Annotated in this window: 20 protein-coding genes and 2 pseudogenes; 9 read left to right on the plus strand and 13 right to left on the minus strand. The window is 61.0% G+C overall.

The features are described 5' to 3' along the window. Positions 1–77: 77 nt before the first annotated feature. Positions 78–1433, minus strand: coding sequence for a serine hydroxymethyltransferase (glyA, locus tag AC1RCO_RS19405; protein ID WP_065365225.1), 1356 nt, complete (start codon positions 1431–1433; stop codon positions 78–80). A gap of 527 nt (positions 1434–1960) precedes the next feature. On the opposite strand from glyA, the gene AC1RCO_RS19410 reads away from it, so the two are divergent. Next, complete coding sequence (locus AC1RCO_RS19410; protein ID WP_011063279.1) at positions 1961–2563, plus strand: helix-turn-helix transcriptional regulator; 603 nt, start codon at positions 1961–1963, stop codon at positions 2561–2563. Continuing rightward, positions 2550–3431, plus strand: coding sequence for a queuosine precursor transporter (locus AC1RCO_RS19415; RefSeq protein WP_019094238.1), 882 nt, complete (start codon positions 2550–2552; stop codon positions 3429–3431). The genes AC1RCO_RS19410 and AC1RCO_RS19415 overlap by 14 nt, the downstream gene beginning before the upstream one ends. Before the next feature lie 94 nt (positions 3432–3525). Here the strand turns inward: AC1RCO_RS19415 and queC are convergent, their stop codons facing one another. From queC to hmpA, 9 genes are all read right to left on the minus strand, one after another. Next, positions 3526–4224, minus strand: coding sequence for a 7-cyano-7-deazaguanine synthase QueC (gene queC / locus AC1RCO_RS19420; RefSeq protein WP_011063281.1), 699 nt, complete (start codon positions 4222–4224; stop codon positions 3526–3528). A gap of 120 nt (positions 4225–4344) precedes the next feature. Then, the gene (locus AC1RCO_RS19425) at positions 4345–4899 is read right to left on the minus strand and encodes a cytochrome b (RefSeq protein ID WP_015636915.1); all 555 of its coding nucleotides are present in this window, start codon (positions 4897–4899) and stop codon (positions 4345–4347) included. 158 nt (positions 4900–5057) lie between these two features. Further along, positions 5058–5945 carry a heme o synthase gene (gene cyoE, locus AC1RCO_RS19430; protein ID WP_011063283.1) on the minus strand — a complete coding sequence of 296 codons (888 nt, stop codon included), beginning with the start codon at positions 5943–5945 and terminating at the stop codon, positions 5058–5060. Between the two features lie 10 nt (positions 5946–5955). Continuing rightward, on the minus strand, positions 5956–6285 hold the full coding sequence (gene cyoD, locus AC1RCO_RS19435; RefSeq protein ID WP_011063284.1) for a cytochrome o ubiquinol oxidase subunit IV: 330 nt from the start codon (positions 6283–6285) through the stop codon (positions 5956–5958). Further along, complete coding sequence (locus tag AC1RCO_RS19440) at positions 6286–6912, minus strand: cytochrome o ubiquinol oxidase subunit III (RefSeq protein ID WP_011063285.1); 627 nt, start codon at positions 6910–6912, stop codon at positions 6286–6288. It abuts the gene before it with no gap. A gap of 3 nt (positions 6913–6915) precedes the next feature. Beyond that, positions 6916–8934 (minus strand): cytochrome o ubiquinol oxidase subunit I, encoded by a 2019-nt coding sequence (gene cyoB / locus AC1RCO_RS19445; RefSeq protein WP_011063286.1) that lies wholly within the window; start codon positions 8932–8934, stop codon positions 6916–6918. 3 nt (positions 8935–8937) lie between these two features. Then, positions 8938–9882 (minus strand): ubiquinol oxidase subunit II, encoded by a 945-nt coding sequence (gene cyoA / locus AC1RCO_RS19450; RefSeq protein WP_492617957.1) that lies wholly within the window; start codon positions 9880–9882, stop codon positions 8938–8940. A 796-nt stretch (positions 9883–10678) separates the two neighbouring features. Then, the gene (locus AC1RCO_RS19455) at positions 10679–11188 is read right to left on the minus strand and encodes a disulfide bond formation protein B (RefSeq protein WP_011063288.1); all 510 of its coding nucleotides are present in this window, start codon (positions 11186–11188) and stop codon (positions 10679–10681) included. Between the two features lie 363 nt (positions 11189–11551). Next, positions 11552–12733 carry an NO-inducible flavohemoprotein gene (hmpA, locus tag AC1RCO_RS19460; RefSeq protein WP_445494988.1) on the minus strand — a complete coding sequence of 394 codons (1182 nt, stop codon included), beginning with the start codon at positions 12731–12733 and terminating at the stop codon, positions 11552–11554. Positions 12734–12889: 156 nt separating this feature from the next. Here hmpA and norR point away from each other — a divergent pair, with 156 nt between their 5' ends. The 5 genes from norR (at position 12890) to AC1RCO_RS19485 (ending at position 17274) form a co-directional block, all read left to right on the plus strand. Beyond that, positions 12890–14446, plus strand: a complete 1557-nt coding sequence (gene norR / locus AC1RCO_RS19465) for a nitric oxide reductase transcriptional regulator NorR (protein WP_401335316.1) — start codon at positions 12890–12892, stop codon at positions 14444–14446. 177 nt (positions 14447–14623) lie between these two features. Next, the gene (locus tag AC1RCO_RS19470) at positions 14624–15526 is read left to right on the plus strand and encodes a chemotaxis protein (RefSeq protein ID WP_011063291.1); all 903 of its coding nucleotides are present in this window, start codon (positions 14624–14626) and stop codon (positions 15524–15526) included. A 3-nt stretch (positions 15527–15529) separates the two neighbouring features. After that, the gene (locus AC1RCO_RS19475; protein WP_015636918.1) at positions 15530–16009 is read left to right on the plus strand and encodes a GNAT family N-acetyltransferase; all 480 of its coding nucleotides are present in this window, start codon (positions 15530–15532) and stop codon (positions 16007–16009) included. A 97-nt stretch (positions 16010–16106) separates the two neighbouring features. Continuing rightward, a complete protein-coding gene (locus AC1RCO_RS19480; protein WP_015636919.1) occupies positions 16107–16433 on the plus strand; it encodes a hypothetical protein in 327 nt (108 codons plus the stop codon). Positions 16434–16524: 91 nt separating this feature from the next. After that, entirely contained in the window at positions 16525–17274 is a 750-nt protein-coding gene (locus tag AC1RCO_RS19485) for a YkgJ family cysteine cluster protein (RefSeq protein WP_492617958.1), read from the plus strand. Positions 17275–17305: 31 nt separating this feature from the next. Here the strand turns inward: AC1RCO_RS19485 and AC1RCO_RS19490 are convergent. The 3 genes and pseudogenes from AC1RCO_RS19490 to AC1RCO_RS19500 form a co-directional block, all read right to left on the minus strand. Continuing rightward, a pseudogene (locus AC1RCO_RS19490) lies at positions 17306–18295 on the minus strand (methyl-accepting chemotaxis protein); the annotation flags it as partial. A gap of 312 nt (positions 18296–18607) precedes the next feature. Beyond that, positions 18608–18889 (minus strand): annotated as a pseudogene (locus AC1RCO_RS19495) (PAS domain-containing protein); the annotation flags it as partial. Positions 18890–19047: 158 nt separating this feature from the next. After that, the gene (locus AC1RCO_RS19500; protein WP_011063296.1) at positions 19048–19293 is read right to left on the minus strand and encodes a hypothetical protein; all 246 of its coding nucleotides are present in this window, start codon (positions 19291–19293) and stop codon (positions 19048–19050) included. A 213-nt stretch (positions 19294–19506) separates the two neighbouring features. On the opposite strand from AC1RCO_RS19500, the gene AC1RCO_RS19505 reads away from it, so the two are divergent. Beyond that, positions 19507–20667, plus strand: a complete 1161-nt coding sequence (locus AC1RCO_RS19505; RefSeq protein ID WP_492617959.1) for an efflux RND transporter periplasmic adaptor subunit — start codon at positions 19507–19509, stop codon at positions 20665–20667. Next, entirely contained in the window at positions 20664–23759 is a 3096-nt protein-coding gene (locus tag AC1RCO_RS19510) for a multidrug efflux RND transporter permease subunit (protein WP_072450917.1), read from the plus strand. Before AC1RCO_RS19505 ends, AC1RCO_RS19510 begins: the two co-directional genes overlap by 4 nt. Positions 23760–23766 lie beyond the last annotated feature (7 nt).

The following is a 23766-nucleotide window of genomic DNA, read 5'->3' on the forward strand; positions in this document are numbered from 1 at the left end:
GCTCGCCAAGCGCCAGCACAGCCTTCTGCAGACCTGAAAAGCCCCGTATTCCAGCGTGAAGACGGGGCTTTTTTTCTTCAGCGATCCCCGTACTCAAGGATGGGGTACATCGCACACAACGCCTCGGTCTCCAGCCGGAAGCGCTCCTGCTGCGCGGGCTCCAGAACGTATGGCTGCTCGCCCTGTGGCTGCAGCTGATCCAGTATCCGGCACACCAGGTCGACGATCTGCCGGCAGCCCTGGGGGTCCACATAGCGCTGTGCGATGGAGCCCGTGCCGATACACAAGCCATTGGCGGCAAATGACGATCGAGTCTCCCCCGGTGCGCGTTTTTTGCTGACGATGATTCCGCACTTTTCCAATGCCGATTCGGCGAGGGAGCCGCTGATGCCCTTAGGCAAGCGCAACAGGATCGTGTGGTTTTCCGTCCCGCCGCCCATTACCTCGTAGTCCCGCGCCATGAACGCGCAGGCCATTTCATCCGCCGTGGCGCGAATCCGCCCCATGTAGGCATCGAACTGTGCAGACATGGCATAGCCCAGCGCGGCCGCCTTGGCGGCGATCATGTTGACTGCAGGCGCCCCCTGCATCCCGGGGAAAACTGCCTGGTCGAGCACCCGACGAAAGCTCGACCTCAGGCCGGGCACCTTGGTGTCCGCGTCCCGCCCGGAAAGAATCAGGCCGCCGCGTGGCCCGGCGAGCTGTTTGTGGGTGCAAGTGGTGGTGACGTGCGCCACATCGATCGGGCTCGGGTGACGCCCCGTGGCAACCAGGCCGGCGATATGGGAGATGTCGGCAAGGACGATGGCCCCGGCTTCATCGGCAATGTCGCGAAAACGCTGGAAGTCCACGACCCGCGAATAAGCCGTTGCCCCACAGATGATGATGCGCGGGCGGTGGGCCATCGCCAGCTGACGTACCTCCTGGTAGTCGATGGTGCCCTGGGCCGTGGTGCCGTAGCGGATCGCCTTGTAGTGGGCACCGGTAAAAGCGAGGGAGCTGCCGTGGGTCAGGTCGCCGCCATGATCCAGGGCCATCCCGAGCAGGGTGTCCCCCGGCTCAAGCAGCGCGGACAACACCTGGTAGTTGGCGTTCGAGGCCGAGTGCGATTGCACCGCGGCGTACTGCGCGGCAAACAGCTCCCGGGCCCTGCGGATCGCCAGGGATTCCACCAGATCGACGTTTTCGCACCCGGCGTGATGGCGTTTGCCCGCAACCCCCTGCGCCGTCACGTTGACCAGCGCCGAGGCCGAGGCGGCAAGGCTTCTGGGGGTGGCTGCACAGGAGGATGAAACCAGGGAAAGCGTGCGTTGTTGCCGGCTTACTTCAGCGTCCAGGATCCTGGCCAGCTCGGCGTCTTCTGTTCGCAGGTCCGCCAAGCCACATCGCAGCAAGTCGGCCTGGTTCCTCAGTGGTTCGGTATCGGCTGCCATAAATCTGTGCCCCTTCCTTGAGTACTGCGCGCCACGAACGAGGGCGTGCTTCCTGGGTTTTACGTTCGTTGGTGTGAATCGGGCTGATCCGGGCCCTGGGTCAAGACTGTATAAGGCGTAACAGAATTAATCAAAAAATTAAACATCCTCAAAGTTAAATGCTTCTTTTTTGAAGTGGAAGGACATCGGCGCAGCCTTGCCGGTGCAAGCCGCAGGGCGAGAGTGATAATGCCCAACCCCTGGGGCTTTATTGTCATGGCTGACGCATGCAACACTTGTCCGTTGCGGCCCTGTGCAAACCGGCCCCTCTCAGCGACTTGATCGCCCACAGTCCCCGTAGCGAAGTATCCCAGGACGGATACAGGCTGGCTAAAGGAGCACTAGCGAATTACCAGACAACACAAAAGCAACTGACAGGCTTCTGCCACAGTGATCCCGCTATTGGCAGCAGGCAATCGATGCCATGCGCGATGTGAACGCTAAAAAATTCGATGCATTACGACTATAAGGAAATGGTGAGGCATTTGATGCACAGAAGAGAAAGAACAGAGTATTTAAAAAGCAATATCAAATACCTGATTAAAAGTCGCGGAGAGACACAACTGTCTTTATGCAACGCCAGTGGCCTGACCAGAACAACCATATACAACATCCTGGAAGGCAAGGTCAGCAACGTCCAGCAGTCCACCATTCGAAAAATCTCCGACTTCTTCGGCATTTCCTATGAGGAAATAGAAACCGTCGACTTTGAAGAGAAGGAGATCATCGAAAGCAGCATTTCCCCGCAAGGGAACATGAACCCGGCTGCTGTTCCGATCCTCAAGGAAAGCCAGTTGATGGCCAACATGGATAAACGTATTGGCGAACTCGCCACTTGTTTCCCATTGACCTACTACTTCGGTACATCCTGCAACTTGATAGCCGTGCGCCTGGAAAACGATATCAAGGGCATGTATGAGGTCGGCGGCCTGCTGATCGTGCAAAAGGGGACGATCACCGATGAAAAGGAAAAACTGGCTTACGACAAACAGACCAGGAAACTGCTGATCATGAACGAGGTCGTCTTCGACCCGGATCGTATATCCGTTGTCGGCGATATCATTGAGGAACGCTTCAATGACTGCCTATGAAGGTGATATCGAGAACAGCAAGTACAAGCTTCTGGGGTTTGAGAACAATAAAAACCTGGCCGTGATCATGATCATCGACACCGGCAAGGTCATAAAAATAAAGCTGAGCGAAGTAGTGAACAGCGAAATAATGGATAACTTGAACAAAATGGAAGTTAAAAATCTGTATAAAAAGTTCTACTCCCAAGGAGGAACACTTACTGCATACGACTTGAACGATCGCAATGAAAACTCATGGATGATCTACATCATCCTCAACCTGCTGCTCTTTACCTTTTATATTTTCACCAGCATCGCTGCAACAAAGCCGATCTACCTTGAATCCCTCGACATCATTATTACCCCCGGCACCTTTCTGTACCCTCTGACATTCCTGATCGTTGACCTGCTGAACGAGAACTTCGGACTCAGGCTCGCCAGAAGAGCCATTCTGTTTGCATTTGCAAGCAACGCCATGATCATCATCCTGCTCTACGCGTCCACTTTTCTCCCCGGACTGCCAGGCTGGAAACTCGATACACCTTATAACGACGTTATTATCCAGGTGTCGTCTGTACTGGTAGCGTCTTCCGTTTCCTTCCTTGTTTCTGAAAACATAAACTCATATTTGCTGTGCAAGATAAAGGAACTCACAAACTCCAGATTCCTATTTCTGCGGATATTCCTCAGCACCTTGTTTGCGGTCATCATCGACAGCTTCGTGTTTTGCTACATCGCATTCTATGGAGCCATGCAAAACAACGACATCCTGAACATGATTTATGTTCAGATCGCAATCAAGGTCTGTTTTGCATTCTTCAATATATTGCCCGCCTATGGCGCACGATCACTGTTCAAGAGATACATAACGGATAGCCAGGCAAAATGATCGATCGCTGTTTGTAGAGCGACGCCGGAGCTCAACACCTATCTGCCAGGCAGGTTCAGTGTTGGGCTCCAAGGGCAGCAAGCTGCTCAAATCCTCACTTCAGACCCATCTTGCTCTTCAGGCTATCCATGACTTGCGTCTTGTTCTCCAGATAAGCGTTCAAGCCTTTTGCCCGTAGATTGCAGGCGTCGCAGTTGGCGCAGCCACTGCCCATGATGCCGTTGTAGCAAGTCAGGGTTTGCTCGCGAACCAGCTCCAGTTGATTGTGGTAGTCCGCCAGGGCCCAGGTTTCTGCCTTGTTCAGCCACATCAGTGGAGTCTCGAGGCGCAACTTGTACTCCATGCCCAGTTCGAGGGCCTTGTTCAATGCCTTTACAAATTCATCGCGGCAATCGGGGTAACCCGAGAAATCGGTCTCGCACACTCCGGTAATCACGGTCTCGGCTTTTACCTGATAGGCGTAGATAGAGGCCAGGGTAAGGAACAGGATATTTCTTCCGGGTACAAAGGTACTGGGCAAGCTTTCGCCTGAACTGTTCACCGTGGGCACCGGAATGTTGTCCCGAGTGAGGCTGCTGATCGCCAGTTCGTTGAGTAACGAAGCGTCCAGCACTTTGTGCACGGTCGCCCCCAACTGCTTGGATAGCCGCTGCGCGGTCTCGATTTCCGCGTGGTGCCGCTGGCCATAGTCGAACGTAATGCAGTGCACTTCGTCATAGAGCGGCAAGGCGTGGATCAGACAGGTTGTCGAGTCCTGTCCGCCGCTGAACACGATAACCGCTGTTTTCTTCATCATTCTGCTTCCTGCATGAGTTGGGTCATTTGAATAGTTGGGCAGCCCACGCAAGGGCTCTCAATAAAATACCCCGCGCGTCTGTCGAAGGCGGGGCTTTTCCGTGTTCGGGTGCGCGGCTCACGCCGAGCGTGCACTGCCGGCCATGCGCCGCAGAATATGCCCCTGGCCCTTGATGCAGTGCAGGATCAGCGCCGCCACATGGCCGACGATCAGCACCAGCAGGGTCCAGCCCAGGAGGCTGTGGAAATTGTTGCCCAGTTCGGTCATCCACTGGATCTTCGGCCCGTCGAAGCCGTTCATTACCGGCAGACCGAAGGCGGAAAAGGCGCGACCCGAGCCGTACTGACGCAACAGGCCGAGAAACGGAATGGCAAACATCCCGGCATACAGCAGCCCATGCCCCAGGGTTGCTGCAAGGTTGAGGCTCGGCGGCCGGCGGTGACGGTTCAACAGGCTCCAGACCACACGCACCAGCAGCAGGGCCATCAACAGCAGGCCGACTTGCTTGTGGGTCGGCCAGAGGAACTTGTCCAGGGCCGAATCGGCCATCAGGTAATGCGCACTGGTGGTGCTGTAGATCCAGGCAAAGGCCAGGGCCATGGCCCAGTGCAGTCCGCGACTGATGACGCCATAGCGCACCTTCGAGTCGTACAGTTCAATACGGTTTTCCATTGCATCCACTCAGGTTCTATCCACGAACGGCGCATTTTACCCGGCCAGGCCAGGCCTTCGGGCCGAAAAACTTTAAATGATGTGACCATCAACCCAGCGCAATGAAAAAAGCCCCGCGCTTCTTGCGAAGGCGGGGCTTTTCCTGTGGCCTGGACAGCTTAGTGTGCGTAGGTCAGCAGGAGCTCGGTCGGGGCCTTGAAATCCACCGACATCATCACGCTCAGCGCGGTGATGGTGAAGATCGAGAACACGAAGAGCTTGCGCGCCCACACGGTGTCATCCACTGCCTTGTAGCCGGTCCAGGCCATGTACAACCAGTACATGCCCATGGCCGCCGCTACCGCCAGGTAGCTCATGCCGGCGTAACCGCTGAAGGTCAGCATCAGGGTCGCCACCAGGAATGCCAGGATGTAGAGCAGGATGTGCTTCTTGGCCACGCGGATGCCACGCTTCACTGGCAGCACCGGAATCGATGCGGCCAGGTAATCGTTGAAGCGGAAGATCGCGATGGCGTAGGAATGCGGCATCTGCCACAGGCTGAACATCACCAGCAGGGTCAGCGCAGCCATGTCGAAGCTGTTGCTGACCGCGACATAGCCGATCACTGGCGGCATGGCTCCGGACAGACTGCCCACCAGCGTGCCGTGAACCGACTTGCGCTTGAGGTACAGGCTGTAGAAGCCGACGTAGATGACAAAGCCGATTACCGCGAACAACGCGGCCAACGGGTTGGCCACGTAGTACAGCAGGGCGACGCCGGCGACACCGAGGATTGAGGCGTAGACCAGTGCCACTTCCAGGGAAATCAGGCCCTGGACCAGCACGCGGTTCTTGGTGCGCTCCATCTTCAGGTCGATGTCACGGTCGATGCAGTTGTTGAACACGCAACCGGACGCTACCACCAGCGAGGTGCCGATCATGGCGGCCAGGAAAATGGCCAGATCGACATGCCCTTTCGAGGCCAGGAAGAACCCGCCTGCCACAGAAAGCACGTTACCGAAAATGATCCCCGGTTTGGTGATTTGGATAAAGTGCTTGAGCGACATCGGGTTTACCTCACTTCGCCATCATGACGGTGTGGATGCTGAACATGATCCACAACGACAGACCAACCAGCAGAACAATGACCAACGCGGCGAAGATGAACGCCACCACGTTGTTGCGCTGTGCTTCGGAACGGTCCAGGTGCAGGAAGTACACCAGGTGCACCAGCACCTGGATGACTGCGAACGCCAGGACGATCCACAGGGTCACGTCTTTGGGCAGCGATGGGTACATCACCAGGCCGAACGGGATCAGTGTCAGGATGACCGACAGGATGAAGCCGATGGCGTAGGACTTGACGCTGCCGTGACCGGCTTCGTCGTGGGAGTGTGTGTTGGCCATTTACATAGTCCCCATCAGGTAAACAACGGTGAATACGCAGATCCACACCACGTCCAGGAAGTGCCAGAACAGGCTCAGGCAGCTCAGACGGGTCTTGTTGGTCGCCGTCAGGCCGTTTTTCTGCACCTGGTACATCATGATCGCCATCCAGATCAGACCGCTGGTCACGTGCAGACCGTGGGTACCGACCAGGGTGAAGAACCCGGACAGGAAGCCGGAACGGCTAGGGCCATAGCCTTCGGAGATCAGCAGGTGGAACTCGTTGATCTCCATGCCGATGAAGCCCAGGCCGAACAGGAAGGTCATGGCCAGCCAGCCCAGTACCTGCTTCTTGTTGCCCCGGAAGAACGCCAGCATGGCGAAGCCGTAGGTGATCGAACTGAACAGCAGCAGGGCGGTTTCACCCAGTACGTATGGCAGTTCGAAGATGTCGTGGCCCGACGGGCCACCCGCTACGTTGTTAACCAGTACCGCGTATACCGCGAAGATCGACGCAAACAGAATGCAGTCGGTCATCAGGTAGAGCCAGAAACCGAATACGGTCATCTCGCCCGAGTCGTGGTGATGGTCATCGTGCCCATGGTCATCGACATGGGCGTGTCCAGCATTGGTCACTAAGTTCGACATGGATTAAGCCTGTTCCAACGAGGTTTCAACACGGGTAGCCGGGATCTTGTTCTCCGATACCAGACGCTTGTGCTGTTCGGCTTCGATGCGCTCGATCGTTTCGACCGGCACCATGTAGCCTTGATCATCACGGGCAGCGTGGATCGCGAAATAGATCACGGTGCCGGCCAGGCTTGCGATGGCCAGCCACCAGATGTGCCAGATCATGGCGAAACCGAACACGGTCAGCAGAGCACCCATGACCAGACCGGTAGCGGTGTTGTTGGGCATGTGGATCGGCTGGTAGCGGCCAGGCTGCGCGTAGGCAGTGCCGTTTTCCTTGGCTTCGGTGAACGGATCGATGCCTTCGGCTTTCGGCAGTACCGCGAAGTTGTAGAACGGAGGTGGCGACGAGGTCGACCATTCCAGGGTGTGGGCGTTCCAAGGGTCGCCGGATACACACATGTTCTGCTTGCGGTCACGCACGCTGACGTACAGCTGGATCAGCTGGCAGGCGATACCCACGGCGATCATCACCGCACCTACCATGGCAACGTACAGGTACGGCACCCACTCAGGGTTGGTGGTGGCGTTCAGACGACGGGTCATGCCCATGAAGCCCAGTGCATAGAGCGGCATGAACGCGACGAAGAAGCCGGAGATCCAGAACCAGAACGCAGCCTTGCCCCAACCTTCATGCAGCTTGAAGCCGAAGGCTTTCGGGAAGTAGAAGCTGAAGCCGGCGATGTAGCCGAATACCGCGCCGCCGATGATCACGTTGTGGAAGTGAGCGATCACGAACAGGCTGTTGTGCAGAACGAAGTCGGCACCCGGAATGGCCAGCAGTACGCCAGTCATGCCGCCGATGGCGAAGGTCACCATGAAGCCCAGGGTCCACAGAACCTGGCTGGTGATGCGCAGACGGCCGTGGTAGATGGTGAACAGCCAGTTGAACAGCTTCACCCCCGTCGGAATCGAGATCAGCATCGTCGCCAGGCCGAAGAAGGCGTTGACGCTGGCCCCCGAACCCATGGTGAAGAAGTGGTGCAGCCAGACCATGAAGCCCAGTACCGAGATCGCGCCGGAAGCGTAGATCATCGAATGGTGGCCGAACAGGCGCTTGCCGGAGAAGGTCGAGATCACTTCGGAGAAGATACCGAACGCCGGCAGGATCAGGATGTACACCTCGGGGTGACCCCAGGCCCAGAACAGGTTCACGTACATCATTGGATTGCCACCAAGTTCATTGGTGAAAATGTGGAAATCCATGTAACGGTCAAGCGTCAGCAGTGCCAGGGTAGCGGTGAGGATCGGGAACGAAGCCACGATCAGCACGTTGGCCCAGGTGCAGGTCCAGGTGAAGATCGGCATGTCCATCATCTTCATGCCCGGGGTACGCATTTTCAGCACGGTGGCCAGGAAGTTGACCCCCGTCAGCGTTGTCCCCAGCCCTGATAGCTGTAGCGCCCAGATGTAGTAGTCCACACCCACGCCCGGACTGTATTGCAGGCCCGACAGCGGCGGATAGGCAACCCAGCCGGTCTTGGCGAATTCGCCAACGCCCAGGGACAGGTTGATCAGCACCACGCCCGATACCAGCAGCCAGAAGCTCAGGGAGTTGAGGAACGGATAGGCCACGTCACGCGCGCCGATCTGCAGCGGCACGACAAGGTTCATCAGGCCGGTGAAGAATGGCATCGCCATGAAGATGATCATGATCACACCGTGAGCGGTGAAGATCTGGTCATAGTGTTCAGGTGGCAGGTAGCCAGGCGAACCCTCGGTGGCCATGGCCAGCTGGGTACGCATCATGATGGCGTCGGCAAAACCACGCAGCAGCATGACCATGGCGACGATGATGTACATCACACCGATTTTCTTGTGGTCGACGGACGTCAGCCACTCGGTCCACAGATAGGTCCACTTCTTGAAGTAGGTGATTGCCGCGAACAGCGCCACGCCACCGAGCAGAATCATGGCAACGGTGACCATGACAATCGGCTCGTGGAACGGAATCGCTTCCAGACTTAATTTACCAAACATCGTTTACTCCTCTGCCCCGGCAGCTGAATGCGAACTCACGTCCATCCCTTCCGTTGCGGCCACTTCCTTTTCTTTCTTCTCGTGCTTGAGCGGCTTGCCCGGTTTCATGCCTTCATACTTGTCGATGACGGTCTGGAACAGGTTTGGCGCGTAGGCGGAGTAGAGCTCTACAGGATTGTTCTGGCTTGGCTTGGAAAGGGCTTCGTATTCAGCGGTGTCCAGCTGTTTAGGTGCCTTCTTGACTTCGTTTACCCAGGCGTCGAAATCTTCCTGACTGGTAGCGATCGCTTTGAACTTCATGCCGGTGAAACCCGCGCCACTGTAGTTGGCGGAGATACCTTCAAGTTCGCTGTTCTGGTTGGCAATCAGGTGCAGCTTGGTGGTCATGCCCGCCATCGCGTAGATCTGGCCGCCCAGGCCCGGGATGAAGAACGAGTTCATCACGGTGTCGGAGGTCACGCGGAAGTTCACCGGGGTATGGGCCGGGAAAACGATCTTGTTGACGGTGGCGATCCCTTGGTCGGGATAGATGAACAGCCACTTCCAGTCCATGGCGACCACTTCGATGGTCACTGGCTTGACGTCGGAATCCAGCGGACGGTACGGGTCCAGGGCGTGGGTCGACTTGTAGGTGACATAACCCAGGGCAATGATGATGAGCACCGGAACCAGCCACACCGCGATCTCGATCTTGGTGGAGTGGGACCACTTCGGCGCGTAGGTCGCGTCCTTGTTGGAGGCGCGGTATTTCCAGGCGAAGGCGAAGGTCATGATGATGACCGGCACAACCACCAGCAGCATCAGGATGGTTGCCGTGATGATCAGGTTTCGTTCATCCAGACCGACCTGACCCTTGGGATCGAGCAAGGTCCACTTGCAGCCTCCCAGCATTAACATGCCGAGCAGCGGCAATAAGCCTAGTAATCTGGGGTACCTGTTTTTACTCATCTCACGACCTCTAAAGCAGCTTGCGCAATGCAGTTGGGTTTTGATCGCCAACACTTCACCCTGCCAAGGGTTGGCATTTTTCTTCAATTGAATAAGGGCCTGCCCGTTGCGTTAAGCGCTCAACGACACATCCCGGGCTAGCAGTGGTTCTTATTCGATCTCGTGGTCAAAGGCCTTGTTACAGACCAATTCCATTTGGTGCGGAAGTTTGGAAGGCGCCGACACCCGCAGTCGCATGGAGCGCTCTATCCGCCCCTCGACCGTCCTCGTGTGCTCAGGGTTGAGCAGCGTCGGAAATTCAGTGCGGGCGATTGTAGATATGTCGCGTTTTATAAACCATGTCTTATCCCGAAATAATTTTTATCCCATGGCGCAACAATCCCTCATGATTGTTGCGAAGGATCGCAATCATAGCGATTTTCATTTGCAACAAAAAGCCCCAAAAAGGACCTGAAACACCCCCCTTCCAGGACTCTCGATCCCCCCTGAGGGCCGCCTTCCATCAGGCTTCACCCCTTGTAAAACGGGCGCTGTGAAGATTTGTATCGATAGCAGGCTATGGTTCTCGGCCGACAGGCTCGCGTACACAAACTGACAGGCTCTCATTGAACCAGCGCGCCAGAATGCAGTCTGTTGCAGCGACTCAACCGCCCCTCAGCGACCGCGGCACTGTGACAACATGTCGCACTTTTGCCGCACCTGCGCTTGCCGCAAATCACGGACTTTTCAGGTGCCGAATGAACGGCACAAAAAAGCCCCGGCCCTCCCATGGGGAGCCGGGGCTTTTACGGGCGAATCAGTAGGTTTTCTTGCGATTGCGCACCACACCCAGAGGCACCAGGATCACCGTCAGCACGAACGCCACCAGCGCCCACTGGGCCAGGGACAGACCGAGGATCGGCGGGTACGGCGTGGAGCAGAAACCGTCGACCTGAAAGCCCAGGGGGAAGATCTTGGCCAATGGCAGGCTGTCGACAATCGGCTGCAGTACATCGATGCCACAGCTCACCGAGGGGTAGAACTGGGTGTACACATGGTGCCCCGCCACGCCCGCGCCGGCGAGGGCGCAGATGACCACCAGGGTTTCCATGACCGTGACCCCACGTCGCGAACTCATGGCCGCACCGATGAAGGCAAACAGTGCAATCAGCAGCAAGGCATAACGCTGCAGGATGCACAGCGGGCACGGCGCCTCGCCCAGCACCACCTGCATGTACAGGGCTCCGCCGATCAGTGCCAGGCAGATAATCCCCAGCAGCACCAGGAAACGCCGCTCGCGCCCCAAACCCAGTCTGTCGTCACTCATCCCTATTCCTTTTTCTGTTGTGTTCAGCCTGCCCCCGAGACCCGAGGCGGCAGACCGAGATTGTCTTCGATGAACCCGTCGATAGCGTGCAGGCCAATGCTCGCAGAGGCACACCCGGCTGCCGGGAAGTCTACACGTTGAACATGACCTTTGAATGCAGGGACGTACAGCGCCACTGCAACGCGGCTTCGGGCGCTTTGCCAGTTGCGGACAATAGCGACAAGCAGGTTAAGAGTGGATTAACCGCCATACCAAATACGCCGAGAATAAAGGCGGTTTCGGGAAAATCAGCGAATGCCGGAGCGACATGAAACGAAGGGGAGAGAGAAAAGGCCGGCGCCCGAGGGGAGCCGGCCGGGGTGGTTATTCTAGGGCCGCTGCCGGACCGAAGAACTCATAGCGGCTCTGCTGCTCGGGAATGCCCAGGGCCTGAAGGTGGCGCTTGATCGCGGCCATGAAACCCTTGGGCCCGAGGAAGTAGGCGTCCAGGTCGCGTTGCTCCGGCAGCCACTCGGCCAGTTGCTCGCGGGTCAGCATGCCCAGCTTGTCCGCCGCCGGGCTGACACCGTCATCCTCGGCGTAGCAATAGAAGCGCTTGAGCTGTGGATACCGCTGGGCCAGTTCATCGACCCAGCTGCGAAAGGCATGCACCTGGCCGTTGCGGGCGCAGTGGATGAAATGCACCGGACGCTCGGTGGCCAGCGCCGCCTCCAGCATCGGCAGGGTTGGAGTGATGCCCACCCCGCCGCTGATCAGCACCAGCGGTTTGTCGCTGGCCGCCAGGGTGAACTCCCCCGCAGGAGGGAACAGCATGACGCTGGTGCCCACCGGGCACTGGTCATGCAGGTAGTTGGAGGCCACGCCGCCGGTTTCACGCTTGACGCTGATGCGGTACTGGCCCTGGTTGGAAAGTGCCGAGAGGGAGTAGTTACGACGGATTTCCTCGCCCCCTATAAAGAGCTGCAAACCGATGTACTGCCCCGGTTCAGCGGCGAGGATCGGCCCCTGGTCCAGCGGTTCGAAATAAAAGGAGGTGATTTCCGCGCTTTCTTCCACCTTCTGCACCAGCCGGAACTCACGGGCACCGCGCCAGCCGCCGGGCGCCTGGGCTTTCTCGTCGTAGATCGCCGCCTCGGCGCCGATCAGGATATCCGCCAGCTGATTATAGGCGGCGGCCCAGGCATCGATCACTTCCTGGGTGGCGATCTCGCTGCCCAGCACTTCGGAAATGGCCCGCAGCAGGCAACTGCCGACGATGGGGTAGTGTTCCGGAAGGATCTGCAAGGCGACGTGCTTGTTGATGATCTTGGCCACCAGATCCCCCAACTGGTCCAGTTGGTCGATGTGCCGGGCATACATCAGAACACCATTGGCCAAGGCCCGGGGCTGATCGCCGCTGGCCTGATGCGCCTGGTTGAACAGTGGCCGCACTTGCGGGTACTCGGAGAGCATCATCCGGTAGAAGTGGGTAATCAGGGCTTCGCCGCCGCTTTCGAGCAGGGGCACAGTGGCTTTGATAATGGCACGATCTTGAACGCTTAGCATAAGGACAACTCCTGGACTTTATGACTGCTTGCAGGTTTCCTATGCCTAATCAGTTTTCGTGCCAAAAATAAATCCGTTAAATATCAACAAGTTAAAATAAATATAGTCATAAAGACACTCTGTCTTTTATAGTCATTAAGACACCACGGAGTCATTATGACTGCAAAATCCCTGCTCACCGCCCTGCTTCCCCTGGTCACCGACCTGTCCCGCGAGCTGCCCGAAGGCGAGCGCTATCGCCGCCTGCTGGAAGCTCTGCGCGCCCTGCTGCCCTGCGATGCCACCGCACTGCTGCGTCTGGATGGCGAGTGGCTGGTGCCCCTGGCGGTCAACGGCTTGAGCACCGACACCCTGGGCCGCCGTTTCAAGGTCAGCGAGCATCCGCGCTTCGCCGCCCTGCTCGGCAGCCCGGGCCCGACCCGCTTTGCCAGCGACAGCGACTTGCCCGACCCCTACGACGGGCTGGTGGAAGGGCTCGATGATCACCTGGAAGTGCATGACTGCATGGGCTGCCCGCTGTTCGTCGACGAGCGCCCCTGGGGCCTGCTGACCCTCGATGCCCTGGACCCGCAGCGCTTCGAACCCATCGAGCTGGATGCCCTGCAAGCCTTCGCCAGCCTCGCCGCCGCAACGGTCAGCGCAGCCCAGCGCATCGAACGCCTGGCCCAGCGCGCCGAAAACGAGCACCAGCGGGCCGAGGTCTATCGCCAGGCCAGTGGGCAGAACCGCGAGATGATCGGCCAGAGCAAGGCCCACAAACGCTTGCTGGAGGAAATCAAGCTGGTGGGCGGCAGCGACCTGACGGTGCTGATCACCGGAGAAACCGGCGTCGGCAAGGAACTGGTCGCCCAGGCTATCCACGCGGCTTCGCCCCGGGCCGAGCAGCCGATCATCAGCCTCAACTGCGCGGCCCTGCCCGACACCCTGGTGGAGAGCGAGCTGTTCGGCCACGTGCGCGGCGCCTTCACCGGGGCCACCCAGGATCGCCGGGGAAAATTCGAACTGGCCAATGGCGGCACGCTGTTTCTCGATGAAGTGGGCGAGTTGTCGCTGACAGTACAGGCCAAACTGCTGCGGGTGCTGCAAAGCGGCCAACTGCAACGCCTGGGGTCGGACCAGGAGCATCGGGTCGACGTGCGCCTGATTGCCGCCACCAACCGCGATCTGGCGGAAGAAGTGCGCAACGGCCGCTATCGTGCCGACTTCTACCACCGTCTCAGCGTCTACCCCCTACGGGTGCCGGCACTGCGCGAGCGCGGCCGCGATGTGCTGCTGCTCAGTGGCTACTTCCTGGAACAGAACCGCTCGCGCATGGGCCTGGGCAGCCTGCGCCTGAGCGCTGAGGCGCAACAGGCGCTGCTGGCCTACCACTGGCCGGGCAACGTTCGCGAGCTGGAGCACTTGATCGGGCGCAGCGCTCTGAAAGCGCTGGGCAACCACCCCGAGCGACCGAAGATCCTCAGCCTGGATGCCGGCGATCTGGACCTGCCCCGGGCCAGCGAAAGAACCAGCGCCCCCGTCGACCCTGCTGTTGCAACCCAGGCCATGCCTGCCGTAGCCGGCGACCTGCGCCAGGCCACCGACCACTACCAGCGCCAACTGATCAGCAGTTGCCTGGAGCGGCACCAGCACAACTGGGCCAGCGCCGCCCGTGAGCTAGGCTTGGACAGGGCCAACCTGAGCCGCCTGGCCAAGCGCCTGGGCCTGCGGTAAACGCCAGCGCCGACAAAGCGCCCCGCCCCTCTGCAGGAGCCGGCTTGCCGGCCAGGGTCGCGCCGCCGACGGAAAGCGGGAACACCGCTAAAGCCAGCCCTGAACACGTCGATAACCCGTTATCAATGGTTGTCCGTGGCCCGTGCCACGAGCCAATTTTCTCCAGAGAAGGTTTTTATGTCCTCCAACAAAGCCCGCGCAGATTCGCTATCGCTTCTGCTGTTTACCTTGCGCAGCGGCAAGCTGATGGCAATCAACCTGCTTAAAGTCAGTGAGATCATTCCCTGCCCGCCGCTGACCAAGCTGCCCGAATCCCACCCCCACGTGAAAGGCATCGCCACCCTGCGGGGCAACTCGCTGTCGGTGATCGATCTCAGCCGGGCCATCGGCGAGCGGCCCCTGGCCGACCCCGACAGCGGCTGCCTGATCGTCACTGACGTCAGCCGCTCCAAACAGGGCCTGCACGTGCAGGCCGTGAGCAAGATCGTGCATTGCCTGACCACCGATATCCGTCCACCGCCCTTCGGTTCCGGCGGCTTGCGGTCCTACATCACCGGGGTGACCCAAGTGGACGGCACCCTGGTGCAGGTACTGGATATCGAGAAAGTGATCCATGGCATCGCCCCGGCCCAGATCGAGATGGCGCCCACCGAGCTGAGCATGGAAGACGCCGAAGCCCTGGGCAACGCGCGGATCTTGGTGGTGGACGACAGCCAGGTGGCACTGCAGCAATCGGTACACACCTTGCGCAACCTCGGCCTGCAATGCCACACCGCCCGCAGCGCCAAGGAAGCCATCGACTGCCTGCTGGAACTGCAAGGCACGGCCAACGAGATCAACCTGATTGTCTCGGACATCGAGATGTCGGAGATGGACGGCTACGCCCTGACCCGCACCCTGCGGGAAACCCCGGACTTCGCTCACCTCTACGTGCTGCTGCACACCTCCCTGGACAGCGCCATGAACAGCGAGAAAGCCCGTGTGGCCGGTGCCAACGCCGTGCTCACCAAGTTTTCCTCGCCAGAACTGACCCGCTGCCTGATCGACGCAGCCAAGACCATTGCCACCCAGGGCGCCTGAGGCATGAGCCAGATCCACTGTTTGTTGATGCGCCGCGATCTCACTGCCCCTTTGGCAGCGCCGCAGTGGCCTGCCGGCATCACTGTGCACAACTACAGCCCCGAGCATGCGCAGGCTGTGCATCAGTTGATGCATCTGGGCTACCAGGACGGTGGCGGCGACGTCCCGGTGCTGGACAGCTGGCGCCAGGCCTTCGAGAGCGATGCCGAATACGACCCCGAACTGTGCCTGGTGGCCCGGGATGCCGAAGGTGTGATCGGCGTCGCCCAGTGCTGGACCAGCGCCTACATCAAGGACCTGGTGGTACACCCCCGCGCGCGCGGCCAGGGCCTGGGGCGCGCCTTGCTGCAGCAAGCCTTCATCCTGTTCGCCGAACGCCGGGAAGGCTGCGTCGATCTGCGGGTACTGGAAGGCAACCTGGGGGCCCGGCGCCTCTACGAAAGCGTCGGCATGTACATCGTGCGTCACGAAACCCTCGACTGATCCGCCGGTCACTATCCTGTAGCTGCCGCCGAAGGCTGCGAACGGCCGGATCAGCCCCGGCGATCCCAAAGCCCCTGCGCCCCAAGGAGCCGCCCCCATGAACGCCAAGACTCTGTGCCTGCTCTGCCTGGCCACCCTCACCGGCCAGGCCAGCGCCTCCAGCGACGATGCCTGGGCCGCCCTGGAGCAGGCCATCCGAATCAGCTGTACCCAGGCCAGCGGCCTGCAAAACCCCAAACCCGTGGGAACCATCGCGCAATTTCCCGACCAGGTCGGCGTCAGCGCCCTGTTGCTGCAAGGCCGCTACCCGCAGAAACACATGCGCGGCCAATCGGGCATCGAACTGTGCCTGTACAACAGGCAGACCGGCCAGGCTGCGGTCAGCGAGTGGGACTCGATCCGGCCGGCCCTCAAGGCCCGGTGAATGGCGCATAACTTGCTTCGGCATGGACCCGGGTAGCGTCCATGACGGTTTTCCCACCTGACTCCTGCTGATCCACAAGGCGCTTCGTGCAATGAACACTCAGTTTTCCTGCGTCGGCTGCGGCAAATGCTGCAACGATCACCACGTGCCCCTGACCCTGCTGGAAGCCCGCGACTGGGCGGCCGACGGCGGCCAGGTGATCATTCTGGTGGAAGCCTTCCTCGGCAATGGCCTGGGGCTGCCGATGCAGCAGCGCGAGCACGCCGAACGCCGTTCCTGCCGGGTCCGCAGTGGCGCCACCGAAGCCTATGTGGCGATCACCTTCGCCGCCTACAACGTCGGCCCCTGCCGGAATCTTGACGAAGACCAGCTGTGCCGCATCTACCAGCGCCGGCCACTGGTGTGCCGCATCTACCCCATGGAAATCAATCCGCACATTCCCCTCAACCCGCAGGCCAAGGAATGCCCGCCGGAATCCTGGGAACAGGGCCCGCAACTGATTCTGGGGAATGAACTGGTGGATCAGGAGCTGGCCGAGCTGATCCGCCGCTCGCGCCAGGCCGACCGTGACGACATCCACACCAAGGAAGCCATTTGCGCCTTGCTGGGCATTCGCACCACAGCGCTCAAGGGCGACGGGCTCACCGCTTACCTGCCGGACATGGGCGCCCTGGCTAACGCCATCGACCAGGTCCAGGCTGCACCACTCGGAGCACCGGGCCAGCCCTGGCGCTTTCACCTGTCCGGAGACGATATCGCCGGTCAGGTCCAGGCCGCCGGTGCCCAGGTGGTCAGTGAAACGCCTCTGGACTACGCCTTCATTTCCCTGCGCGCCGCCTGAGCCGCGGACAATGGCGGGTCGGCGAACAGCCCTAGCCGCGCTTGTGCCAGAACTCCAGGGCCAGTTGCCGCAAGTCCCCCGCCAGCCCGGCCACGTCGCCTGAGTTGACGTGGCTGAGCTGGCCGGCACTGACGGTCGCCTCACAGGCATTGCGAATGCCGATGATGTTGCGGTTGATGTCCTCGCTGACTGCGCTCTGCTCTTCCACCGCTGCGGCGATCTGCAAGCTCATCTCGGTAATCTGGTTGACCCGCTGGCTGATGCCGTCCAGGGCCACCGCCGCGCGCTTGGCCTGGTCGACACTGCTCTCCAGGTGCTGGCTGCTGTGCTGCATGGCCTCCACCGCATTGCGCGCGCCCATTTGCAGGGTGCTGATCATGCGCTGGATCTCGTTGGTGGAATCCTGGGTGCGCTGGGCCAGCCCGCGCACTTCATCGGCGACCACGGCAAACCCCCGGCCCTGCTCCCCGGCCCGCGCCGCCTCGATTGCCGCATTCAGGGCCAGCAGGTTGGTCTGCTCGGCGATGCTGCGGATCACCTCCAGCACCCCGGAAATGTCGGTGCTATGGCTTTCCAGTTGATGGATGACCTCGGTGGCCCGCTCCAGCTCGCTGGCCAGGCGCAGCACCGCACTGCGGCTTTCGCCCACCAGCAGGTGGCCCTCACGGGTTTCGCTTTCCGCCTGGTCCGCCGCCACCGAGGCCTGCTGGGCATGGGTGGCGACCTCGGCGACGCTGGCCGCCATCTGGTGAATGGCCGCCGCCACCTGATCGGTTTCCGCCTGCTGTTCCAGGGTGCTGTTGTGGCTGCTGTGCAGATGCTCCACCAGTTCCGCGGCATGCCCCTCCAGGCGCTGGGACGCATCGCCGATGCGCCCCACTACCGCGCCCACCTGGGCTTCGAGCATCTGCAGGGCGAACTCGATGCGCCCGAACTCGTCGGTACGGCCGGTATAGATGCCCTGGCTCAAGGGGTTGTCACCGATCTGCCGGGCGCGCTCGGCCAATCGATCCAGTGGACGCGCTTGCACGCCGACCGCCGTCAGGCTCAGGCACCAACCCATGGCCATCACGGCCCCCTGGACCATCCAGGATTCGGGCAGCAGCCACACTGAAACGCCGTAGCTGCCGATGAAGCCGGCGCTGATGGAGGCCCAGAGACGCAACCGCAGGCTGATCACCGGCAACAGGCTCCACCACGAGGGGCCGGCACCGTTGAGCTGGGCATAGGCCCGCTCCGCCGCCTCGATCTGACGGACGCTGGGTTTGGTGCGCACCGACTGGTATTCCACCGCCTGGCCATCGCGGGTCACGGGCGTGACATAGGCACTGACCCAATAGTGATCGCCGTTCTTGCAACGGTTCTTCACCATGCCCATCCACGAACGGCCGCGCTTGAGGGTGCGCCACATGTGGGCGAAGGCCGCGGAGGGCATGTCCGGGTGGCGCAACAGGTTATGCGGCGCGCCCAGCAACTCTTCACGGCTGTAGCCACTGATCTTGATGAAATCAGGGTTGGCGTAGGTGATCGCGCTAGTCAGATCAGTGGTCGAAAGGATATTCGCATCAGGGGCAAAGTCCACGTTTCGCCCAGTAACCGGAAGGTTGATCTTCATGGATAGCGCGCTCGTATGTGTTGGGTGGAGTCGGCAGGGCTGCTGACTCTAAGCGCACTGATGCCACAAATACTGATCCAGCTCAGGTTTAAAGCAATTAGCCATCATTGCGATTAAAAAAGCGCAAATCGGGATTTTTTCTGCGAATGTCGGCGATATCAGCGTTTGCCCATGGAGCGACGAGTGCCGGGAGGCGCTGCGCCGGGGGTCTTGGTGTGTCCGTTGCTGGCACCATTTTTGTACCAGGGCTGCTGGGCATTCTTGGCAGGAGCAAACTCGGAAGGCTTGAAGGGAAACTTGAACGCCGGGATCGCCGCTGTGCTCGGGGTGTCGGTAGCGGTTGCGTCAGCGGCCGGGTCGACGTTCAGGGCGTCATCCGCAGCGGGTTGTGCAGGGGAAGTCATGGAAACTCCAGGAGAGAAAGGAAATCCGCGCCGGGGTGCAGGCCGCAGTGGGCGCCAGTATACCTGTGCGCCAGCCATCTTTGATCGGGGCCCACCGGGAGTTTTCTGACAGCGCTGACAGCTGGCCGTCACGGTGCTGACCGGGTTGTCGGGCTATAACTGTGCCCAGATCATGGCCATCCTTCCGACATCATTGCCCGGCGCTCTCTCCCCATGCCCATTGCCAAGAAAACAGTCGTGACCGCAGCGGTACTCGTGGTGCTCATCGCCGGTGCCGCGTGGTTCCTGAACAAGCCCGCCACCGCCAGGCTGGCCGCGCCCACGGCCATTCCGGTACGGGTGGTCAGCGTGCACCAGCAGGATGTGCCGCGTTACGCCAGCGGCATCGGCACGGTGCTGTCGCTGCACAGCGTGGTGATTCGCCCACAGGTGGATGGCATCCTGACCCGGCTGCTGGTCAAGGAGGGGCAACTGGTCAAGACCGGCGACCTGCTGGCGACCATCGATGATCGTTCGATACGCGCCAACCTCGATCAGGCCCGGGCCCAGCTGGCGCAGAACCAGGCCCAGTTGCAGGTGGCCCAGATCAACCTCAAGCGCTACAAGCTGCTGTCGGTGGATGACGGCATCTCGAAGCAGACCTATGACCAGCAAGTGGCCCTGGTCAATCAGCTCAACGCCACGGCCCAGGGCAACCAGGCTGCCATTGATGCCGCTCAGGTACAGCTTTCCTACACTCAGATCCGCTCTCCCGTCAGCGGCCGGGTGGGGATTCGTACCGTTGATGAAGGCAACTTCCTGCGCATGAGCGATACCCAGGGCCTGTTCTCGGTAACCCAGATCGACCCGATTGCCGTGGAGTTTTCCCTGCCCCAGCAAATGCTGCCAACCCTGCAGCAACTGATCCGCGCCCAGGACCCGGCGGCGGTCAAGGCCTTCCTCGGCGCTGACAGCAACAGCGCCGGGGCCCTGCTGGGCAACGGCCACCTGACCCTGATCGACAACCAGATCAACGCCGGGACCGGCACCATCCGCGCCAAGGCGGAGTTCAGCAACGCCCAGCAGCAGCTGTGGCCCGGGCAACTGGTGACGGTGAAAATCCAGACCGCCCTGGACCAGAACGCCCTCACCGTACCGCCGACCGTGGTCCAGCGCGGCCTGGACCAGCACTTCGTGTACCGGGTCAAGGGCCAGCAGGTGGAAGTCGTGCCGGTGCAGGTGGTGTATCAGGACAGCGGGTTGAACATCATCTCCGGGGTCCAGGCTGGCGATGTGCTGGTCAGTGACGGCCAGTCGCGGCTCAAGCCCGGCTCCCAGGTCCAGGTACTGAGCGATCCACCCCAGGTGGTACAGGCGACGGAGCCCCAGCCATGAAGGGCCATGGCTCGGTGTCCGCCTGGTGCGTCGACCATCCGGTTGCCACCGTCCTGCTGACCTTCGCCCTGGTACTGTTGGGCGCCATTGCCTTCCCGCGCCTGCCGGTGGCTCCGCTGCCAGAGGCCGAGTTCCCGACCATCCAGGTGTCCGCCGCCCTGCCCGGTGCCAGCCCGGACACCATGGCCTCTTCCGTGGCCACGCCCCTGGAGGTGCAATTCAGCGCCATTCCCGGCATGACCCAGATGACCTCCAGCAGCGCCCTGGGCTCGTCCTTGCTGACCCTGCAATTCACCTTGAACAAGAGCATCGACACCGCCGCCCAGGAAGTGCAGGCGGCGATCAACACCGCCGCTGGCAAGTTGCCCAAGGACATGCCCACCCTGCCCACCTGGAAGAAGGTCAACCCGGCGGACAGCCCGGTGCTGATCCTCAGCATCAGTTCGACGCAGATGCCCGGCACCGAGCTCAGTGACTACGCGGAAACCCTGCTGGCCCGACAGATCAGCCAGATCGACGGGGTCGGCCAGATCAACATCACCGGCCAGCAGCGCCCGGCGATCCGGGTCCAGGCTTCGGCGGACAAACTGGCGGCCATTGGCCTGACCCTGGCCGACATCCGCCTGGCGATCCAGCAGACCAGCCTCAACCTGGCCAAGGGTGCACTGTACGGCGAGTCGAGCATCTCCACCCTGTCCACCAACGACCAGTTGTTCCATCCCGAGGAATACGGCCAGTTGATCGTTTCCTACAAGGACGGTGCCCCCGTGCACCTGCAGGATGTGGCGCGGGTAGTCAACGGTTCGGAAGATGCCTACGTCCAGGCCTGGTCCGGCGACCAACCGGGGGTCAACCTGGTGATCTCGCGCCAGCCCGGCGCCAATATCGTCGAGACCGTGGACCGCATCCAGGCTGCCCTGCCAGGCCTGGAGGCCATGCTCCCGGCCTCGGTGCAGGTCAAGGTGCTGGTGGACCGGACCCAGACCATCCGCGCCTCATTGCACGAAGTGGAGATCACCCTGCTGATCGCCGTGCTGCTGGTGGTGGCGGTGATGGCGCTGTTCCTGCGCCAGTGGTCCGCGACCCTGATCGTCTCCGCGGTGCTGGGCGTATCCCTGACCGCCAGTTTCGCCTTGATGTACGTGCTGGGCTTCAGCCTGAACAACCTGACCCTGGTGGCCATTGTCGTGGCCGTGGGCTTTGTGGTGGATGACGCCATCGTCGTGGTGGAGAACATCCACCGCCACCTGGAAGCCGGCGACGGCATGCGCGAGGCGGCAATCAAGGGCGCCGGCGAGATCGGCTTCACCGTGGTCTCCATCAGCTTCTCCCTGGTGGCGGCGTTCATTCCCCTGCTGTTCATGGGCGGCGTGGTGGGCCGGCTGTTCAAGGAGTTCGCCCTGACCGCCACTTCCACCATCATGATTTCGGTGGTGGTCTCGCTGACCCTGGCCCCCACCCTGGCGGCCCTGTTCATGCGCGCGCCGGTGCACCCGGCCCATGCCAAGCCGGGCTTCGGCGAGCGCCTGCTGGCGGTCTACGAGCGCGGCCTGCGCAAGGCTCTGGCCCACCAGAAACTGATGCTGGGGATCTTCGGCCTGACCCTGAGCATGGCCATTGCCGGCTATATCCTGATCCCCAAGGGCTTCTTCCCCGTGCAGGACACCGGCTTCGTGCTCGGTACTACCGAGGCTGCGGCGGACATTTCCTACCCGGACATGGTGAAAAAGCACCAGGCGCTGGCCGAGATCGTCGCCGCCGACCCGGCAGTACAGGCCTTCTCCCACTCCGTGGGGGTCTCGGGCAGCAACCAGACCATCGCCAACGGCCGCTTCTGGATTTCCCTCAAGAACCGTGGCGACCGGGACGTGTCTGCCAGTGCCTTCATCGACCGCATCCGCCCGCAACTGATGAAGGTGCCCGGCATTGTCCTGTACCTGCGGGCCGGCCAGGACATCAACCTCAGCTCTGGTCCCAGCCGCGCCCAGTACCAGTACGTACTGAAAAGCAACGACGGCCCGACCCTGAGCACCTGGACCCAGCGCCTGACGGAAAAGCTGCGCAGCAACCCGGCCTTCCGCGACATCTCCAACGACCTGCAACTGGGCGGCAGCATCACCCACATCCATATCGATCGCACGGCTGCCGCGCGTTTCGGCCTTACCGCCAGCGATGTCGACGAGGCACTGTACGACGCCTTCGGCCAGCGCCAGATCAACGAGTTCCAGACCGAGATCAACCAGTACAACGTGATCCTTGAACTCGACACCCAGCAACGGGGCAAGGCCGAGAGCCTCAACTACTTCTACCTGCGCTCGCCGCTGACCGGAGAAATGGTCCCGCTCTCTGCCCTGGCGCGCTTCGATGCGCCCACCATCGGCCCGCTGTCGATTGCCCACGACGGCATGTTCCCGGCGGCCAACCTGTCCTTCAACCTGGCCCCCGGCGTGGCCCTGGGCGATGCGGTCATCCTGCTCAACCAGGCCAAGAGCGAGATCGGCATGCCAACGGCCATCAGCGGCAATTTCCAGGGCGCGGCCCAGGCCTTCCAGAGCTCGCTGGCCAGCCAGCCGTACCTGATCCTGGCGGCGCTGGTGGCGGTGTACATCATTCTCGGGGTGCTGTACGAAAGCTTCGTGCATCCCTTGACCATCATTTCCACCCTGCCCTCGGCCGGGCTGGGCGCCTTGCTGATGCTCTGGCTGTGCGGCCAGGACTTTTCCATCATGGCGCTGATCGGCCTGGTGCTGCTGATCGGCATCGTCAAGAAGAACGGCATCCTGATGATCGACTTTGCCCTGGAAGCCCAGCGCCACGGCGGCCTGCCTCCCGAGGAGGCGATCTACCAGGCCTGCATCACCCGCTTCCGGCCGATCATCATGACCACCCTGGCCGCCCTGCTCGGTGCCCTGCCGCTGATGCTCGGCTACGGCGCCGGTGCCGAACTGCGCCAGCCCCTGGGGATTGCCGTGGTGGGCGGCCTGCTGGTCAGCCAGGCCCTGACGCTGTTCACCACGCCGGTCATATACTTGTGGCTTGAGCGGCTGTTCCACCGGCCCCAGCCGGCCCTGTTGCCGGCCACCACTACCTGAGGCGGGT

Source organism: Pseudomonas sp. GW823-FHT03E05 (assembly GCF_058796855.1).

Bases quoted from the DNA above. Each gene is read 5' to 3' on its own strand.
- AC1RCO_RS19485 (WP_492617958.1), top strand. From the start codon at position 16,525: ATGAACACTCAGTTTTCCTGCGTCGGCTGCGGCAAATGCTGCAACGAT.
- AC1RCO_RS19425 (WP_015636915.1), bottom strand. From the start codon at position 4,899: ATGGAAAACCGTATTGAACTGTACGACTCGAAGGTGCGCTATGGCGTC.
- glyA (WP_065365225.1), bottom strand. From the start codon at position 1,433: ATGGCAGCCGATACCGAACCACTGAGGAACCAGGCCGACTTGCTGCGA.
- cyoD (WP_011063284.1), bottom strand. From the start codon at position 6,285: ATGGCCAACACACACTCCCACGACGAAGCCGGTCACGGCAGCGTCAAG.
- cyoE (WP_011063283.1), bottom strand. From the start codon at position 5,945: ATGTCGCTCAAGCACTTTATCCAAATCACCAAACCGGGGATCATTTTC.
- hmpA (WP_445494988.1), bottom strand. From the start codon at position 12,733: ATGCTAAGCGTTCAAGATCGTGCCATTATCAAAGCCACTGTGCCCCTG.
- AC1RCO_RS19470 (WP_011063291.1), top strand. From the start codon at position 14,624: ATGTCCTCCAACAAAGCCCGCGCAGATTCGCTATCGCTTCTGCTGTTT.
- AC1RCO_RS19410 (WP_011063279.1), top strand. From the start codon at position 1,961: ATGCACAGAAGAGAAAGAACAGAGTATTTAAAAAGCAATATCAAATAC.
- AC1RCO_RS19500 (WP_011063296.1), bottom strand. From the start codon at position 19,293: ATGACTTCCCCTGCACAACCCGCTGCGGATGACGCCCTGAACGTCGAC.
- queC (WP_011063281.1), bottom strand. From the start codon at position 4,224: ATGAAGAAAACAGCGGTTATCGTGTTCAGCGGCGGACAGGACTCGACA.
- AC1RCO_RS19475 (WP_015636918.1), top strand. From the start codon at position 15,530: ATGAGCCAGATCCACTGTTTGTTGATGCGCCGCGATCTCACTGCCCCT.
- AC1RCO_RS19510 (WP_072450917.1), top strand. From the start codon at position 20,664: ATGAAGGGCCATGGCTCGGTGTCCGCCTGGTGCGTCGACCATCCGGTT.
- AC1RCO_RS19415 (WP_019094238.1), top strand. From the start codon at position 2,550: ATGACTGCCTATGAAGGTGATATCGAGAACAGCAAGTACAAGCTTCTG.
- cyoA (WP_492617957.1), bottom strand. From the start codon at position 9,882: ATGAGTAAAAACAGGTACCCCAGATTACTAGGCTTATTGCCGCTGCTC.
- cyoB (WP_011063286.1), bottom strand. From the start codon at position 8,934: ATGTTTGGTAAATTAAGTCTGGAAGCGATTCCGTTCCACGAGCCGATT.
- AC1RCO_RS19455 (WP_011063288.1), bottom strand. From the start codon at position 11,188: ATGAGTGACGACAGACTGGGTTTGGGGCGCGAGCGGCGTTTCCTGGTG.
- norR (WP_401335316.1), top strand. From the start codon at position 12,890: ATGACTGCAAAATCCCTGCTCACCGCCCTGCTTCCCCTGGTCACCGAC.
- AC1RCO_RS19505 (WP_492617959.1), top strand. From the start codon at position 19,507: ATGCCCATTGCCAAGAAAACAGTCGTGACCGCAGCGGTACTCGTGGTG.
- AC1RCO_RS19480 (WP_015636919.1), top strand. From the start codon at position 16,107: ATGAACGCCAAGACTCTGTGCCTGCTCTGCCTGGCCACCCTCACCGGC.
- AC1RCO_RS19440 (WP_011063285.1), bottom strand. From the start codon at position 6,912: ATGTCGAACTTAGTGACCAATGCTGGACACGCCCATGTCGATGACCAT.